The 15,725-nt window shown below is 38.5% G+C and carries 13 protein-coding genes, 1 tRNA gene and 1 pseudogene; 14 read left to right on the top strand and 1 reads right to left on the bottom strand.

The genetic code is table 11. The features are described 5' to 3' along the window. Positions 1-239: 239 nt before the first annotated feature. From AB3I42_RS09700 to AB3I42_RS09670, 7 genes are all read left to right on the top strand, one after another. The gene (locus AB3I42_RS09700) at positions 240-965 is read left to right on the top strand and encodes a GntR family transcriptional regulator, LSA1692 subfamily (RefSeq protein WP_010738003.1); all 726 of its coding nucleotides are present in this window, start codon (positions 240-242) and stop codon (positions 963-965) included. Between the two features lies 1 nt (position 966). Then, complete coding sequence (locus AB3I42_RS09695; protein WP_081115184.1) at positions 967-2,268, top strand: Sapep family Mn(2+)-dependent dipeptidase; 1,302 nt, start codon at positions 967-969, stop codon at positions 2,266-2,268. A 145-nt stretch (positions 2,269-2,413) separates the two neighbouring features. Continuing rightward, complete coding sequence (locus AB3I42_RS09690; protein WP_034699124.1) at positions 2,414-3,361, top strand: N(4)-(beta-N-acetylglucosaminyl)-L-asparaginase; 948 nt, start codon at positions 2,414-2,416, stop codon at positions 3,359-3,361. Between the two features lie 61 nt (positions 3,362-3,422). Continuing rightward, positions 3,423-3,752: a PTS sugar transporter subunit IIB gene (locus AB3I42_RS09685; protein ID WP_181914355.1), complete on the top strand. Its 330-nt coding sequence runs from the start codon at positions 3,423-3,425 to the stop codon at positions 3,750-3,752. Between the two features lie 52 nt (positions 3,753-3,804). Continuing rightward, positions 3,805-5,160: a PTS cellobiose transporter subunit IIC gene (gene celB / locus AB3I42_RS09680; protein WP_010738000.1), complete on the top strand. Its 1,356-nt coding sequence runs from the start codon at positions 3,805-3,807 to the stop codon at positions 5,158-5,160. A 14-nt stretch (positions 5,161-5,174) separates the two neighbouring features. Further along, the gene (locus tag AB3I42_RS09675) at positions 5,175-5,693 is read left to right on the top strand and encodes a GrdB-related putative oxidoreductase (RefSeq protein WP_131773398.1); all 519 of its coding nucleotides are present in this window, start codon (positions 5,175-5,177) and stop codon (positions 5,691-5,693) included. A gap of 375 nt (positions 5,694-6,068) precedes the next feature. Beyond that, the gene (locus AB3I42_RS09670; RefSeq protein ID WP_081123229.1) at positions 6,069-6,680 is read left to right on the top strand and encodes a hypothetical protein; all 612 of its coding nucleotides are present in this window, start codon (positions 6,069-6,071) and stop codon (positions 6,678-6,680) included. Positions 6,681-6,894: 214 nt separating this feature from the next. Here AB3I42_RS09670 and AB3I42_RS09665 read toward each other — a convergent pair. Then, positions 6,895-6,966, bottom strand: a tRNA-Arg gene (locus tag AB3I42_RS09665). Positions 6,967-7,025: 59 nt separating this feature from the next. Between AB3I42_RS09665 and rpoN the strand changes: the two genes are divergently transcribed. The 7 genes and pseudogenes from rpoN (at position 7,026) to AB3I42_RS09630 (ending at position 15,557) form a co-directional block, all read left to right on the top strand. Next, entirely contained in the window at positions 7,026-8,357 is a 1,332-nt protein-coding gene (rpoN, locus tag AB3I42_RS09660) for an RNA polymerase factor sigma-54 (protein WP_010718616.1), read from the top strand. 152 nt (positions 8,358-8,509) lie between these two features. After that, positions 8,510-9,601, top strand: a complete 1,092-nt coding sequence (locus AB3I42_RS09655; RefSeq protein ID WP_172595671.1) for a sugar-binding transcriptional regulator — start codon at positions 8,510-8,512, stop codon at positions 9,599-9,601. A gap of 40 nt (positions 9,602-9,641) precedes the next feature. Further along, complete coding sequence (gap, locus tag AB3I42_RS09650) at positions 9,642-10,643, top strand: type I glyceraldehyde-3-phosphate dehydrogenase (protein ID WP_010718614.1); 1,002 nt, start codon at positions 9,642-9,644, stop codon at positions 10,641-10,643. A 110-nt stretch (positions 10,644-10,753) separates the two neighbouring features. Continuing rightward, positions 10,754-11,944, top strand: a complete 1,191-nt coding sequence (gene pgk / locus AB3I42_RS09645; RefSeq protein ID WP_010718613.1) for a phosphoglycerate kinase — start codon at positions 10,754-10,756, stop codon at positions 11,942-11,944. Between the two features lie 155 nt (positions 11,945-12,099). After that, complete coding sequence (tpiA, locus tag AB3I42_RS09640) at positions 12,100-12,855, top strand: triose-phosphate isomerase (RefSeq protein WP_010718612.1); 756 nt, start codon at positions 12,100-12,102, stop codon at positions 12,853-12,855. 115 nt (positions 12,856-12,970) lie between these two features. Further along, positions 12,971-14,269, top strand: coding sequence for a phosphopyruvate hydratase (eno, locus tag AB3I42_RS09635; protein ID WP_010718611.1), 1,299 nt, complete (start codon positions 12,971-12,973; stop codon positions 14,267-14,269). A 261-nt stretch (positions 14,270-14,530) separates the two neighbouring features. Continuing rightward, positions 14,531-15,557: pseudogene (locus tag AB3I42_RS09630) on the top strand (alpha/beta hydrolase). The last annotated feature ends 168 nt before the right edge of the window (positions 15,558-15,725 follow it).

The raw sequence follows: 15,725 nt of genomic DNA, 5'->3' as shown, positions 1-15,725 counted from the left end.
TTTATTCGTTTTTAGAGATACTAGAAGAGACTGAAGCAAGTTTTGTTTCAGTCCCTTTTATTTTAGAGAACTATCCAAATTTCGTCCTAGAATTTTTTGTGCAAATATCGTAAATGATGTGAAAGTATATACTTTTTAGTATATACTTATTGTTGGATAAAAATATTTTCTCATTATTGTTGGTTCTGCTAATAAATAAAGCTAGCAGAAAGTTTGGAGAATATTTTAGGAGGAATCTCGTGAAAAAACAACCAAAATTTCAAGAAATTGCGAATGAAATTGAGAAGCGAATCATGGAAGGAATTTACGTTTCTAGTCAAAAATTACCTTCAGAATATGATTTAGCAGACGAGTTTCAATGTAGTCGTTTAACTGTTCGTAAAGCAATCGAATTATTGATCAGCCAAAATAAGTTGATCAAAGAAAAAAGTAAAGGCACGTATGTCATGAAACAACCTAAGATCCAAAGTGGCTCTGGAGGACTGCAAAGCTTTACCGAAACTGCTCGAATCCAAGGGAAAAAGACAAAAACGCAAGTCTTAGAATGCGAAGTTACTGAACAACTACCAACGAATGTTAAACAAGCTTTTGGTGAATCGATTTCTGAGCCAATCGTTCATTTGAGACGATTACGTTATTTTGATGACGAACCAATGACGGTTGAAAATCTTTATATTTTAAAACGTTATCTGGGAGAAGTCTCTCAAGAAGAATTAAGTGGGTCACTCTATCAAGTGATCGAAAAAAACGTTGAAATTGCTTATTCCCACCAAGAAATCGAAGCAGTGAAAGCGACGGCTGACGTGGCAAAACTCTTGCAAGTAGCTGTGGATGAACCGATGTTGTTTGTCCATTCAATGACATATTCGCCAGCAGCCAAACCAATCTTATATGACTGCTCGTATTATCGTGCAGATAAATATACATTTAAAAATACGTTGATTCGTCAAAAAAGGAGTGAATAAATTGAAAAAACGCAAGTCGATGATTGATGAACATTGGGAGGAATTTCTTGAATTTCTTCAAACAGTTATGAAAGTACCAAGTGTGAAAGGGGAGCCGGAAGATCATGCTCCGTTTGGGAAAGCACCTCGAGAAGTGTTGGACCTTGTACTTAAAAAAGGAAAAGAAGTAGGGTTTAAGACCAAAGTGATTGATGATGCGATCGGGTACGTCCAATGGGGAGAAGATGATGAGGACTATATTGGGATCATTGGTCATTTAGATGTGGTTCCAGCAGGATCGGGATGGGATTTTCCACCCTTTGATTTAAGCGAAAAAGATGGACGCTTTTATGGACGAGGGATTTTAGATAATAAAGGGCCGATCATTAGTTGTTTTTATGCTCTGATCCTGTTGAAAAAAATGGGAGCGGTTCCTAAAAAAACGATCCGCATTATTTTTGGGACTGACGAAGAAAGTGGGATGTCTGATGTGGCGCATTATTTACAGGCTGAAGTTCCGCCATCATTTGGTTTTACGCCAGATTGTAAATATCCAGTTGTTTACGGAGAAAGAGGAGTAGTCAACCTAACGATTCATTTCCCATTAGTTAAAGAAGAAGTTATTCAAATCAGTGATTTTGCAGGGGATCAATATCGAGATCATGTGCCAGACCAGCTGAGTGTGTCGATTAATGCGAAAAAATTTGATGTGGAAGGAAAACGTTCTCCAAGTAATGCCCCAGAATTAGGAGAGAATGCGATTACGCTGCTTGCCGAAAAAATCAAAGCAGATTCAGCTGTTCCAGAACAAATACGAGCTTATTTTGATTGGATCTGGCAAGCTTTCCACAATAAACATTATGGAGAAGGAATCGAGCTTGCTTTGTCTGATGAAGATTCAGGCAGGTTGATTCTTACACCTGTGAATTTGCAAAAAAACACTAACGGGTTAGATTTAGAAGTTGCTTTTCGTTACCCTGTTTCAGTCACAGAAGAGGAAGTCGTGAGTGGGTTGGCTAAACAGTTGCCCGAGAAAGCGACTTTTACAATCAATCGCAGTATTCCAGGGATCTGTCAGAAAAAAGATTCGCCTGAAATCAAAAAACTATCTCAAATTTATGGCGAGATTACTGGGAACGACCCTACACCAGTGACGACAACGGGTGCTACTTATGCCAGAAAGATTCCTAATGTATTAGCGTTTGGTCCCTCTTTTCCAGGGCAAAAAGGGATTGCGCATAACAAAAACGAGTATATGGAAGTAACAGATCTGCGTATGAATTTAGAGATATACCTGCGAAGCATTCAAGCATTGATCGAATAAACAGTTATATATTTTTAAAAAAAAAGATTATCAGAGACTTCTCTTATAAATCAATTAGATTTTAAGAAAAGTCTCTTTTTAGTATAGACATAATAGTATATACTAAATAAAATAGATGTAAGCGCTATATATAGGAGGAGTAAACATGTGGGGAATTATCGCAACGTGGCGTATGGCACATGATGGTGTGTTAGCTGCCAAAGAATTATTAGAACAGGAAGGAACATGCGGAGATGCTGTGGAAACGTCAATCAAATGTGTAGAAGACTATCCATTTTATAAATCAGTTGGCTATGGTGGCTTGCCAAACGAACGAGGCATTGTAGAAATGGATGCGGCTTTTATGGATGGGGATACGTTCAAAATTGGGGCAGTGGCTGGGATCGTAGATATTGCGAATCCAATATCAGTTGCCAGAAAATTAAGTAATGAAAAATTCAATAGTTTTCGCGTAGGACAAGGAGCCACTGAATATGCAATGCTAGCAGGATTCGAACGGAAAAACATGCTAACGCCAAGAGCTAAAAAAATTTGGCAAAAACGAGTGGCAGAAGTGGCGAAAACGAATCTAAGCCCCTATGACGGACATGATACGGTGGGCGTAGTTTCTTTGGATCAACACACTGGCATGGCTGCAGGAACGTCTAGTTCTGGATTATTTATGAAAAAGCAAGGTCGTGTGGGAGATTCCCCTTTATCAGGTTCTGGTTTTTACGTCGACAGTCAAATCGGTGGTGCGACAGCAACTGGTCTAGGAGAAGATCTAATGAAAGGCTGTCTAGCTTATGAAATTGTTCGCTTGATGGGAGAAGGAGTTACTCCACAAAAAGCCTGTGATCAAGCTGTGTATTCTTTTACTGATTTATTAAAAGAACGGTATGGCAAAGCAGGTGCTTTTTCATTAGTTGCTATGAATAAAGCAGGTGAATGGGGAGTTGCGACCAATGTCGAATTTACGTTTACTGTTGCAACTGAAAAGGAGCAACCAGCTATCTACTTAGCTAATCCAGGAGTTGATCAGACAACGATCATTGAACCAATCACCAAAGAATGGCTGGATGCTTATGAAAAACGCATCAAAGCCCCAGTTTGATCCCAGTATCGAAGTCATTTAGCTGATAATCAGCATATGTATATATAAGGAGGAGAAAAAAATGACAACAAAAAAAATCTATTTATTCTGTGAAGCAGGTATGTCAACAAGTATTATGGTCAATAAAATGATGGAAGTAGTCACAAAACATCAGATGCCACTAGAAATCCATGCGTTCCCAGCAATCCATGCAGAGGAAAAAGTTGAACAAGAGAAACCGGTAGCTATCTTATTAGGACCACAAGTTCGTCATTTAAGTGACAAAATGAAAAAAACGTTTGAGCCGTTAGGCATTCCTGTAGGCACAATTGCCACAGAAGCATATGGCATGATGGATGGCGAACGTGCGATGAAAGATGTCCTGAAAATGATCAAAGAAAGTAGAAAATGAGTTTTTGTAAACGGAAACAGTCGGAGTCAACAAAAAGATCGGGGGAAAAAAGATGCAAAAATTTTTGAATTGGTTAGAAAAAGTTTTGACACCAATGGCAAAAACGGTTGGAGAAAATAAATATTTGATTGCTATACGAGATGGCTTTTTACTTTCTACACCGTTATTGATCGTGGGGTCATTGTTTCTAGTATTGACCAACTTTCCAATACCAAATTGGAATGAATGGATGGCTGGATTTTTAGGGGAAAATTGGGCAGTCATGTTGAATAAGCCTGCCACTGCCAGTTTTGATATTATGACGATTTTAGCAGTTGGGGGCATCGGTTATAGTTTAGCAAAGCAATTTAAAGTGGATGCGATGCAAGCAGCAATTATTTCTTTAGTTTCATTCTTTATCGTAACGCCTTTTACCACATTATTTACGCCAGAAGGTTCGACTGAAGTATTTGAAGTCGGAAGTCTTCCTTTACGTTGGATGGGATCAAGTGGTTTATTTTTAGGTATGGTAGTTGCTTTAGTAGCGACTCGTATGTTCGTTGCCTTGATTCGTACAGGGTGGACAATCAAAATGCCAGATGGCGTGCCGCCTACTGTTGTTAAATCGTTTGAAGCATTGATTCCAAGTTTCGTCATCTTAACGTTCTTTATGGTGGCGAATTGGGTAGCGAGTTTAACCACATATGGGAATTTACAAGAAATCCTGTTTAAATTCTTACAAACACCATTGTTAAGTTTAGGGAATACCTTAGGTGCTATGATCATTGCGTACTTATTTTTACATTTTTTCTGGTTTTTCGGAATCAACGGTTCAAGTGTCGTAGGTGCAGTTTTCAATCCAGTTCTTCGTGCTTTATCGATTGAAAATCTAAATGCGTTTAAAGACGGACATGAAATTCCTAATATCATTACAGGTCAATTTCAAGATATGTTTGCAACATTTGGTGGGGGCGGTTCTACCTTATCATTGATTTTGATTATGATTCTTGTATGTAAAAGTCAGCGAGTGAAAAAACTTTCACAATTATCGCTTGTACCAGGAATTTTCGGGATCAATGAACCGATCATCTTTGGTTTACCGATCGTATTAAATCCAATCATTTTGATCCCATTTGCTTTAGTACCGACGATCAATATCATTATTGCTTATTTTTGTATGGATCTAGGGTTAGTTGCTTACACCAATGGGATTCAACTTCCATGGACAACGCCACCGATCATTTCAGGCTTTTTAGTCAGCGGTTGGCAAGCTTCTGTCCTTCAGGGATTACTTATTTTATTAGGAATGGCAGTTTATTATCCATTCATCAAAGTGTTAGACAATCAATATCTGAAAGAAGAGCTTGAGGCAGAAGAATCAACAGCAGAAGAAATCAATTTTGATGACTTTGATTTTGATACCTTATAAAAAGGAGTAGGAGCATGAAAAAAATCATTTTGATCCTCAACCATGTGACCGCAGGTATGGGAAGTGACGAACAAGCACAATTACCTCCAGGTGGAAAAAAAACAGCTCTAGGACCGGGAGAAACATTAGCGCCATTGTTTAAAGAAAAAAAGGCAGAGATTATTGCTACTTTATACTGCGGTGATCGTTACTATTCAAGTCATCCAGAAGAAGTCAAACAAAAATTTATCGGATTCGCCAAAAAGTTTGGAGCAGATGCGATATTATGTGGACCAGCTATGCATTATCCTAATTTTGGAGAGATGGCAGGCGGGTTAGTCGAAGCTTTTAACAAAGAAGGCACTCCTGCTGTCGCTGCAATGTCTGTTGAAAATCCTGCTGTAGCAAAATATCAGCAAGTGATCCCCATCGTTAAAATGCCAAAAAAAGGTGGGATCGGACTAAATCAATCCTATAAAAATATGGCAACAATCGTGACACAGTTAGCGAAAGGAGAAGAACGAACTTCCTCAGAACAAGAAATGATCTTTTGAATCAAAAGTGAATAAACGGAGCATAATGACTTTTCTTAAGTTGAAAAGCTGTTTCGATAGATGACGGAAAAAAGCCAATCATTACGTATGTTTTGATTGGCTTTTTGTGTGAAGAAGGTTGCAAAGAATAGTTTGCCACAAGCAGGATCAGGGGAGATGAGCAACACGTAAGGCTTTGATCAATGTTTGGGTAGAAAGATTCAATCAATTAGCTAACTGAATTTCATCGTTTGCCAACTTGCTCCTTCTCTTTATTGATTTATTCCTTCTCTTTATTAAAAAGTAGAGTGAAAAATAGACTTGAATCTCAATGGATCGTCCAATAAACTATTTATTGTAAGCGATTTATTCTTAATTGAAGAAAAGTGGTGATGTATGAACAAAGTAAAGATACTCATGAGCTTGTTTGTTAGCTCTATACTTCTATTGTTGGTTTCTCATCCCCAAGAAATAGCGGCAACTACAAGCAAGTCTAATGTAGGAACACATGCAACATTTTCCAAAGTAATGACTTATGATCAAATGATTGAGCAACTCACAAATGATCTTCAGCTTTCATCAACAAAAGCAAGGCAAAAACTCGAATCTTCGGACAAGATTGTTCACACAGTTACTCGAAATAGAGCAACCTTTCGTGTACTGTCGCATACTGTGACGGTGAATAAGACGTACAAGCCAACGATGCGGTTTTATTGTGAAACGAGTGAAAGTGGTCATTTTAGAGCGATTAAACGAATAGTAGCAATAAATTTGGTTAGAGAAGACCAGAAAGTGGCAAAAGCCTTTTCCGGAACTGTCTATGTCAACTTAGAAGAAGCCAATCGTATCTATTATATCGTGAATGGTGACTTCTTTAATCAAGGCACGACTTCATGGAAAAACGGATCAACGAGTGGTGTAGACAGTGCGCTAGATCTAAGGTTTACTACAAAGGATGCCGGGAGCCATTACCAATACAGTTATAGTGAAAACCGAATCACTTTTTGATTTGCAGGCGGGTAAGGAAGTGGACAGCGATCGCTAACCATTGCTGAATAATAGTGAATGGTTAAAGAAAAGTGATGGGAGAGATATGGGTGGCTCGTAAAACTTAGTTTACACAAAAAATAACGAAAAAAGCTGATCCATACATGCGGATCAGCTTTTTATCTTTTAAATTTAGAAAGCAAAACATTCCCAAATATGCTAAGATAGCAATAGACGCGTCCTGAGGGAATCGAACCCCCGTCTCAAGAACCGGAATCTTACGTGATATCCACTACACTAAGGACGCAAGTACAGACACAATTGTAACGAAACTAAAAAAAAATTACAAGGGGAATGGACAAAAAAATGAAATTTCAACAAAACTTTTCACAAAAACAACAGCAAACACAAAAATTAGCCATGACACAACATCTGCAACAGTCCATCCAGGTATTGCAATATAACAGTGAAGAGCTCTTGGCATTTGTTGAAAATCAAGCATTAGAAAATCCATTGATAGAAGTAGTGGAACCAGAATGGCAATCTGACTATCAGAAGATCAGATCAGCCAATGATAATGAAGAAACCAACTACTTAAATCAAATTCCCGATACCAGTGTTTCCTTATTTGAATCATTGATCGAACAGATCCATTTGAACTATCGGCAGACCTTCTTACGTCAGTTAGTTCTTTATTTAGTCGAGTACATTGATTTAAATGGATTTTTGACGATTGATTTAAAAGAGGCACAAGAACAAACAAATGCAACTTCGATTGAGATCCTTGATGCACTGACGCTGGTCCAACAACTTGAACCAGCAGGTGTGGGGGCACGAAGTTTACAAGAGTGTTTGATGTTACAAACGGAAAGAGATGACTTTGCACCAGAGTTAGCGTATATCGTTTTGGAAGAGTGTTTTGAGTTGCTGGTTGATCGCAAATGGAAAGAGATCGCTCAACGCTTTTCAATCGAACTTAGTGAAGTACAACGAATCTTTGATTACATCCAAACACTTAGCCCAAGCCCTGGCCGAATTTTTGATCGAAGCAGTGAACTATATATCATTCCTGATGTCAAAGTGATGGTTGATAAGGACCAAAAAGTGTCTGTCCTCTCTAGACGAGGAAATCAACCAGACGTTCGTTTCCAAGAACATTATTTTAATCAGATGCTTAAAAGAGCAGACAAAGAAACGCAAGCTTACTTGAAAGAACGGAAACAAGAATTTGACTGGTTGAAAAAAACGATTCTACAACGAGGGGATACGATTTTACGGGTGGCTCAAATCATTGTTTCCCATCAACAAGCCTTTTTCACAAATAAAGAAAGACCAATTAAACCGCTGACATTAAAAGAAGTGGCAAAAGAGTTGGAAGTACATGAATCCACTGTCAGCCGTGCCGTCAATGGAAAATACCTGGAAACTGAATTTGGGGTTTTCGAGCTTAAGAAATTCTTTACAACTAGACTACAGCAAAGTGGGACAGATACTGAGACCGATCTCTCAGCTGATACTGCACAAAAGAAAATCCAAGAACTTGTGGATCAAGAAGACAAAATCAAACCACTTTCTGATCAAAAGATCGTAGAATTATTAAAAAAAGATGAAATATTGATTTCAAGAAGGACGGTTGCAAAATATCGTGACCTGCTGGGAATCCCAAGTTCATCGAAAAGAAAACGTTATGATAGATAATGTGAATCTCGACTAGAAAAAAATGAAAAGTTTTTTCTAGTCTTTTTTTATTGAAAAAAACGGGTAAAACTGTTAGACTTACATTCGTGAGGTTGAGATTTTCCTTTTAAATACTTAGTAGTAGGAAAGTCGCTTTTCTTTTTTTATCGTACATGGGTCGTTTTGAGTCTACATTGGACAAATATCGTCCAACTAAGGAGATCGCTATGCTTGATGAATTGAAAATGATTGAATCTGTTGCACCGGATATTATCGAGGTTTTACAGGAAAGATATAAAATTTTACGTAATATTTATTGGATGCAGCCAATAGGTCGTCGTAGTTTATCAGAGAGTATGGGCATCACAGAACGCGTATTACGAACAGAAACAGATCTATTGAAACAGTTAGATTTGATCAACACCTCTAAAAGCGGTATGACTTTGACCAAAAAAGGAGAAGAAGTTTATCAAAGCCTTGAGAACTTCATGGATCAACTTTTAGGAATGCATCAGACAGAAAAAAAACTGGCTGAGTATTTTGGGAATCAACGTTGTATCGTGGTATCAGGAAACAGTGAAGAACAGCCTAAAGTGGCGGATGCTTTTGGTGAAGCATTAAATGAAGCTTTAGATTTGTTACTACCGGAGGGCAATAATATCATTGCTGTAATGGGGGGGACAACGATGGCTGTAGTAGCTGAACAACTGACAAATTTGGAAAACAATCAGCGACATAATCTATTTGTGCCAGCTCGTGGTGGTATCGGAGAGGCTGTGACTGTACAAGCCAATTCCGTAAGTGCTAGAATGGCTACAAAAGCAAGTGGAAATCATCGTGCATTGTATGTTCCAGAACAATTAAGTTTAGCAACGTACAATTCCTTGCTCAATGAACCCTCTATTCAAGAAGTGTTAAACTTGATTAGTCAGGCAAATTGTGTTATTCATAGTATTGGACGCGCACTCCATATGGCAGCACGTCGAAAAATGACTGAAAAGGAATTAGTCATGCTGAAACAGGCGAATGCGGTGGCGGAATCTTTCGGCTATTTTTTCAATGAAAATGGCGAAGTCGTATATAAAGTTCCTCGCATCGGAATCGAATTGAAAGATTTGGCAAATGTACCCATCATTCTTGCGATTGCTGGGGGAAAGTCAAAAGCAAAAGCGATTCGCGCCTATATGAAAAATGCACCAAAACAAACGTGGCTCATCACTGATGAAGCTGCAGCAAAAGAGATTTTAAAAGGGGTATCCCTTTAAAATAAATATTTTTTTGATTTTCATAAGGAGGAAATCTTAAATGACAGTTAAAGTAGGTATTAATGGTTTTGGACGTATCGGACGTCTAGCATTCCGTCGTATCCAAGATGTAGATGGAATCGAAGTAGTAGCAATCAACGACTTAACAGATGCTAAAATGTTAGCACACTTGTTAAAATATGACACAACTCAAGGACGTTTCAACGGAACAGTTGAAGTTCACGAAGGTTCATTCAACGTTAACGGAAAAGAAGTTAAAGTTTTAGCTAACCGTAACCCTGAAGAATTACCTTGGGGCGAACTAGGTGTTGACATCGTTCTAGAATGTACTGGTTTCTTCACTTCAAAAGCAGCTGCTGAAAAACATTTAACAGCTGGTGCTAAACGTGTTGTTATCTCAGCTCCTGGTGGAAATGACGTTCCAACAATCGTTTATAACACAAACCACGAAACATTAACTGGTAAAGAAACAGTTATCTCAGGTGCTTCATGTACTACTAACTGTTTAGCTCCTATGGCTAAAACATTAAACGACAAATTTGGTGTTGTTGAAGGATTAATGACAACTATCCACGCTTACACAGGTGACCAAATGACTCTAGACGGACCTCATCCTAAAGGTGACTTCCGCCGTGCACGCGCTGCTGCTGCAAACATCGTTCCTAACTCAACAGGTGCTGCTAAAGCTATCGGTTTAGTAATCCCTGAATTGAACGGTAAATTAGACGGAGCTGCTCAACGTGTTCCTGTACCAACAGGTTCATTAACTGAATTAGTTACAGTTCTTGAAAAAGAAGTAACTGTTGACGAAATCAACGCAGCAATGAAAGAAGCTTCAAACGAATCTTACGGATACAACACAGACGAAATCGTTTCTTCTGATATCGTTGGTATGACTTTCGGTTCATTATTTGACGCTACACAAACTAAAGTAATGACTGTTGGCGACAAACAATTAGTTAAAACTGTTGCTTGGTATGACAACGAAATGTCTTACACTGCACAATTAGTACGTACTTTAGAATACTTCGCTAACTTATAAGATAGACCAAACGTACAAGTGTAATTTATAAGCATGTACACTTAAAAGCGGGGAAGCAATCGCGCTTCTTCCGCTTTTTTTGATAGTAAGTTTATTTAGGAGGAAATAAAATGGCTAAGAAAACAGTGAAAGATATTGATTTAAAAGATAAAAAAGTTCTTGTCCGTGTTGACTTTAATGTTCCTTTGAAAGATGGCGTGATCACAGATGACACACGTATCAAAGCAGCATTACCAACAATCAACTACGTATTAGAACAAGGCGGAAAAGCAATTCTTTTCTCTCACTTAGGACGTGTAAAAACGGAAGAAGATAAAGAAGGTAAATCTTTAGCTCCAGTTGCAAAACGTTTAGGCGAACTATTAGGAAAAGAAGTAACTTTCGTTCCTGAAACTCGTGGTGCAGAATTAGAAGCAGCAATCAATGGCATGAAAGATGGCGACGTGGTTGTTTTTGAAAACACTCGTTTTGAAGACATTGATGGCAAAAAAGAAAGCAAAAATGATGCAGACCTAGGTAAATACTGGGCTTCATTAGGTGATGTATTTGTCAATGATGCTTTCGGTACAGCTCACCGTGCGCATGCTTCAAACGTCGGAATTGCTTCAACTGGTATCCCAACAGTTGCTGGATTCTTGATGGAAAAAGAAATCAAATTTATCGGTGAAGCCGTTGAAGAACCAAAACGCCCTATGATCGCAATCTTAGGTGGCGCAAAAGTTTCTGATAAAATCGGTGTAATCGAAAACTTGATTCCTAAAGCAGACAAAATCTTGATCGGTGGCGGAATGACTTACACATTCTACGAAGCTAAAGGAATCAAAATCGGTAACTCTTTAGTAGAAGCTGATAAAGTTGAATTAGCAAAAGAATTGATCGAAAAAGCTGGCGACAAATTAGTCTTGCCAATCGATAACGTTTGTGCTCCAGAGTTCTCAAACGATGTCGAAACACAAGTAATCGAAGGCGATATCCCTGAAGGATTGATGGCTTTAGACATCGGCCCTGCGTCAGTGAAATTATTTGCTGATACATTACAAGGTGCAAAAACAGTTGTTTGGAACGGACCAATGGGTGTGTTCGAAATGAGTAACTTTGCTAAAGGTACAATCGGTGTTTGTGAAGCAATCGCTAACCTTGAAGATGCAACAACAATCATCGGTGGTGGTGACTCAGCAGCAGCTGCAGAACAATTAGGTTTTGCTGACAAATTCACACATATCTCAACAGGTGGCGGCGCAAGCTTAGAATTACTAGAAGGTAAAGAACTACCTGGTTTAGCTGCAATCAACGATAAATAAGCATCGTTCGTTGTATCTGATTTAGATGAAGACAGCTGCTTTTTGCAACGGTGAATTGATTCAAACTCAAATAAACTTAACCAAAAAGCAGCTTTTTCTTTTTATACGTGGAGGAGAGTTCCACGACTCATAATTTTAAAGGAGTGCATACTGTCATGCGTAAACCAATTATCGCTGGTAACTGGAAAATGAACAAAACTGCATCTGAAGCAAAAGAATTTGCTGAAGCAGTAAAAAACAACATCCCTTCAAATGAAAAAGTTGATTCTGTTATCGGATCACCTGCTTTGTTCTTACAAGAACTAATGGCTTCAGCTGAAGGAACAGAATTAAAAATCTCAGCACAAAACTGCTACTGGGAAAACTCAGGTGCATTCACAGGTGAAACTTCACCAGCTGCTTTAGCAGACTTAGGTGTGGACTATGTGATCATCGGACATTCAGAACGTCGTGAATACTTCCATGAAACAGATGAAGACATCAACAAAAAAGCGAAAGCTATCTTTGCAAACGGCATGATCCCAATTCTTTGCTGTGGTGAATCTTTAGAAACTTACGAAGCTGGAAAAACAGCTGAATGGATCGAAGGACAAATCACTGCTGGTCTTGAAGGATTGACAGATGGCCAAGTAAGCAACATGGTTATTGCTTACGAACCAATTTGGGCAATCGGTACTGGTAAATCAGCTGATGCACAAATTGCTGACGAAATCTGTGGCGTTGTACGTCAAACAGTTGAAAAATTATACGGCAAGGAAGTATCTGATGCAGTACGTATCCAATACGGTGGTTCTGTAAAACCAGAAAACATTGCTGAATATATGGCGAAAGAAAATGTTGACGGAGCATTAGTTGGTGGCGCAAGCTTACAAGCTGATTCATTCTTAGCATTATTAGACGCTGTAAAATAATTAGTGAAAATTTGCGAAAAATGCAAGAAATGTTTGCACTAACGCCTAAAATTAACTAAAATCGTATATGAGGGAAATCCCTTAGGAAAAAACAAACTCAAAGGAGAGACAAAACATGTCAATTATTACTGATGTTTACGCTCGCGAGATCTTAGACTCACGCGGTAACCCAACAATCGAAGTAGAAGTATACACAGAAAGCGGAGCTTTTGGCCGTGGAATGGTTCCTTCAGGTGCTTCAACTGGTGAATACGAAGCCGTTGAATTACGTGATGGAGACAAAGCTCGTTATGGCGGTAAAGGTGTAACTAAAGCTGTTGACAACGTAAACAACATCATTGCTGAAGCAATCATTGGCTACGATGTACGTGACCAAATGGCAATCGATAAAGCTATGATCGCTTTAGACGGAACTCCTAACAAAGGTAAATTAGGTGCGAACGCAATTTTAGGTGTATCTATCGCTGTTGCTCGTGCAGCTGCTGACTACCTAGAAGTACCTTTATACCACTACCTAGGCGGATTCAATACAAAAGTTTTACCAACTCCAATGATGAACATCATCAACGGTGGATCACATGCGGATAACTCAATCGACTTCCAAGAATTCATGATCATGCCTGTTGGCGCTCCAACATTCAAAGAAGCTCTACGTATGGGTGCTGAAGTATTCCACGCATTAGCAGCAATCTTGAAATCTCGTGGATTAGCTACTTCTGTTGGTGACGAAGGTGGATTCGCTCCTAACCTTGGTTCAAACGAAGAAGGTTTTGAAGTAATCATCGAAGCAATCGAAAAAGCTGGCTATGTACCTGGTAAAGACGTTGTTCTTGCTATGGATGCTGCTTCTTCAGAATTCTACGACAAAGAAAAAGGTGTTTACGTATTAGCTGATTCAGGCGAAGGCGAAAAAACAACTGACGAAATGATCAAATTCTACGAAGAATTAGTTTCTAAATATCCAATCATCTCAATCGAAGACGGATTAGACGAAAACGACTGGGACGGATTCAAGAAATTAACTGACGTATTAGGCGACAAAGTTCAATTAGTTGGTGACGACTTGTTCGTAACAAACACTCAAAAATTATCTGAAGGTATTGAAAAAGGAATCGCTAACTCAATCCTAATCAAAGTTAACCAAATCGGTACTTTGACAGAAACTTTTGAAGCAATCGAAATGGCTAAAGAAGCTGGCTACACAGCAGTTGTTTCTCACCGTTCAGGTGAAACAGAAGATTCAACAATCTCTGATATTGCTGTTGCAACAAACGCTGGTCAAATCAAAACTGGTTCTCTATCACGTACTGACCGTATTGCTAAATACAACCAATTACTACGTATCGAAGACCAATTAGGCGAAGTTGCTGAATACAAAGGTTTGAAATCTTTCTACAACTTAAAAAACAAATAATTTTAGGACGATCAAGTAAGTACGACGGATAGCGGAGCGTCGATTATGTAGCTGCGCTGGTCTACTTCATTCTTAAGTTATTAAAAAGTACCTTTCTCTTATCTTGAAGATAGGAGAAAGGTCTTTTTTTGCAGAAAAAAATTTAGAGATTATCCTAACAAAAACTGAATTACATAATCGTTTTTTGTCACGTTTACAAACGATTTAATTATTGCTAAAATATTACGATAAAAGCAAAAAACAGAATAATGGGGAAAGTGAATGAAAGAAAAAATCTTTAAGGGATTAAAATGGTTTGGTATTTTGATCCTAAGTATCATTTTACTGGTCGTGATCGCTTTTCAAGTTTCGCCAAGACCAGGTGCTTATGTGATCCGACATCTGTTTAGCGACGCTGTAACGATCACAGATAAAGAAACGTATGAACAAGCAAAAGCAACCACTAGTTTGCTCGCCGATCGTTCTTATCAGTCGCAATTCAAAAAAAAACAACTATGATATCTATTCTCCTAAAGATAGTGAAGCACCATTGCCAACGTTGATCTGGGTTCACGGTGGAGGTTATGTGAGTGGAGATAAAGTAGGAGTAAAAGAATTTGCAACAAAATTAGCTTCAGATGCGCACATCGCAGTTGTTGCTATGAACTATGAGCCGGCACCTAGTTCTCAGTATCCCAATCAAGTAGTCCAAGTCAATGAATTAGTCCAACAATTAAAAAAAGAGAACAATCAGAAGTTGGATCTTTCGAAGCTGATTTTTGGTGGTGACAGTGCAGGCGCTCAGATTGCCTTACAGTATGTCACTATCCAAACAAATCAGCAGTATGCAAAAGAAATGAAGATGAACCAAATAATCGATCCATCGGCGATCAAAGGGGCCATTTCTTACTGTGGGCCAGTTGACTTGCAACAAACAGCAAAACAGCAATCGAGTGATCGATTGATGCATTTCTTCGTTAAAACGGTAGCTTGGTCTTTGATTGGAACGAAAGATTGGCAAACAGACGAACGCTTATATCAAGCCAGTTTAGTTGATCAAGTTTCAAAAGACTTTCCGCCTACGTATATCACAGATGGAAATACATATTCATTTCAAGATCAAGGGATTGCTTTCGCAAATAAATTAAAAGAGTTAGACGTTCCTGTAGACGAACTATTTTATAAAGACCAGAAAAAAGAAATCAGTCATGAATATCAATTTAATTATACATTGCCAGAATCAAAAACTTGTTATGATAAAACGGAGCGGTTCATTGAAAACTGTTTTCGATCTACAACAGCTCAATAACGAATTGCCGAAGCATCCCGAAATAGCTCCTTCTATTTTGGGGTGCTTCGATGTCTTTAGACATAGGAGTGTCAATGGCTGCTGCTAGCTAATCGACTGAGAATGGATGAATGATTGAAAATGACACACTGTTTCAGTAAAATAGAAAGAAACAGTAGGAGTGTGGGA

Origin of the sequence: Enterococcus sp. C53 (genome assembly GCF_040887425.1) — a bacterium.
In the GTDB taxonomy this organism is placed as follows: Bacteria; Bacillota; Bacilli; order Lactobacillales; family Enterococcaceae; genus Enterococcus_B; species Enterococcus_B hirae.
This window is presented reverse-complemented; position numbering and strand designations above follow the sequence as displayed.

Coding starts and splice junctions, on each gene's coding strand:
- AB3I42_RS09690 (WP_034699124.1), top strand. CDS start 2,414: ATGTGGGGAATTATCGCAACGTGGCGTATGGCACATGATGGTGTGTTA.
- AB3I42_RS09685 (WP_181914355.1), top strand. CDS start 3,423: ATGACAACAAAAAAAATCTATTTATTCTGTGAAGCAGGTATGTCAACA.
- celB (WP_010738000.1), top strand. CDS start 3,805: ATGCAAAAATTTTTGAATTGGTTAGAAAAAGTTTTGACACCAATGGCA.
- AB3I42_RS09675 (WP_131773398.1), top strand. CDS start 5,175: ATGAAAAAAATCATTTTGATCCTCAACCATGTGACCGCAGGTATGGGA.
- AB3I42_RS09670 (WP_081123229.1), top strand. CDS start 6,069: ATGAACAAAGTAAAGATACTCATGAGCTTGTTTGTTAGCTCTATACTT.
- rpoN (WP_010718616.1), top strand. CDS start 7,026: ATGAAATTTCAACAAAACTTTTCACAAAAACAACAGCAAACACAAAAA.
- AB3I42_RS09655 (WP_172595671.1), top strand. CDS start 8,510: ATGGGTCGTTTTGAGTCTACATTGGACAAATATCGTCCAACTAAGGAG.
- gap (WP_010718614.1), top strand. CDS start 9,642: ATGACAGTTAAAGTAGGTATTAATGGTTTTGGACGTATCGGACGTCTA.
- pgk (WP_010718613.1), top strand. CDS start 10,754: ATGGCTAAGAAAACAGTGAAAGATATTGATTTAAAAGATAAAAAAGTT.
- tpiA (WP_010718612.1), top strand. CDS start 12,100: ATGCGTAAACCAATTATCGCTGGTAACTGGAAAATGAACAAAACTGCA.
- eno (WP_010718611.1), top strand. CDS start 12,971: ATGTCAATTATTACTGATGTTTACGCTCGCGAGATCTTAGACTCACGC.